Here is a 1,071-nt window from a genome sequence, read left to right on the forward strand (position 1 = left end):
CTGAGCGCGACGCCGAGCGTCGACGAGAACGGCACCATCACCTACACCGCGACGCTGACCGACGCCCAGGGCCAACCGGTGACGGCGCAGAACGGTCCGGTGACCGTGACGCTGGACAGCGGCAAGGTCATCACCATCGCCGAAGGGCAGAGTTCCGGCTCCTTGCCAATCACCGTGGGTAATGATGTCTACCAAGGTCCAACCACGGTTACCGAATCCATCAAGGACGCGGTGGGTGGCAACCTGGAAGCCATCAACCCAGTGAAAACCCCGGTGAGCACCACGGTCAACGACGTCAACGACACCACCAGGGTGACCTTGAGCGCGACGCCGAGCGTGGACGAGAACGGCACCATCACCTACACCGCCACGCTGACCGACAAGAACGGCGCCCCGGTGACCGCACAGAACGGTCCAGTGACCGTGACGCTGGACAGCGGCAAGGTCATTACCATCGCCGAAGGCCAGAGCACCGGCTCCTTGCCGGTGACGGTCGGCAATGACGTCTATGAAGGGCCGACCACGGTCACCGAATCCATCAAGGACGCGGTGGGCGGCAACCTGGAACAGGTGTCGCCAAACACCACGCCAGTGACCACCACGATCAATGACGTCAACGACAGCACCACCGTGACCCTGAGCACCACGCCGAGCGTGGATGAAAACGGCACCATCACTTACACCGCCACCCTGACCGATGCCCAGGGCCAACCGGTCACCGCGCAGAGCGGTCCGGTCACCGTGACCCTCGACAGCGGCAAGGTCATCACCATTGCCGAAGGCCAGAGTTCCGGCAGTTTGCCGGTCACGGTCGGCAACGACGTCTACCAAGGTCCGACCACCGTGACCGAGTCGATTAAATCGGCCGACGGCGGCAACCTCGAAGCCATCAACCCGGTGAAAACCCCGGTCAGCAACACGGTCAATGACGTCAACGACACCACCACGGTGACCCTGAGCGCGACGCCGAGCGTGGACGAGAACGGCACCATCACCTACACCGCGACGCTGACCGACAAGAACGGCGCCCCGGTGACCGCGCAGAACGGTCCAGTCACCGTAACGCTGGAC

The 1,071-nt window shown here is 63.6% G+C and carries 1 protein-coding gene; it reads left to right on the forward strand.

Translation table 11 applies throughout. From position 1 onward, the window contains the following. On the forward strand, window positions 1–1,071 hold a 1,071-nt coding region (locus AC1DU9_RS29825; RefSeq protein ID WP_477811274.1), incomplete at both ends, for an immunoglobulin-like domain-containing protein.

The organism is Pseudomonas sp. P4_C1 (genome assembly GCF_056402155.1).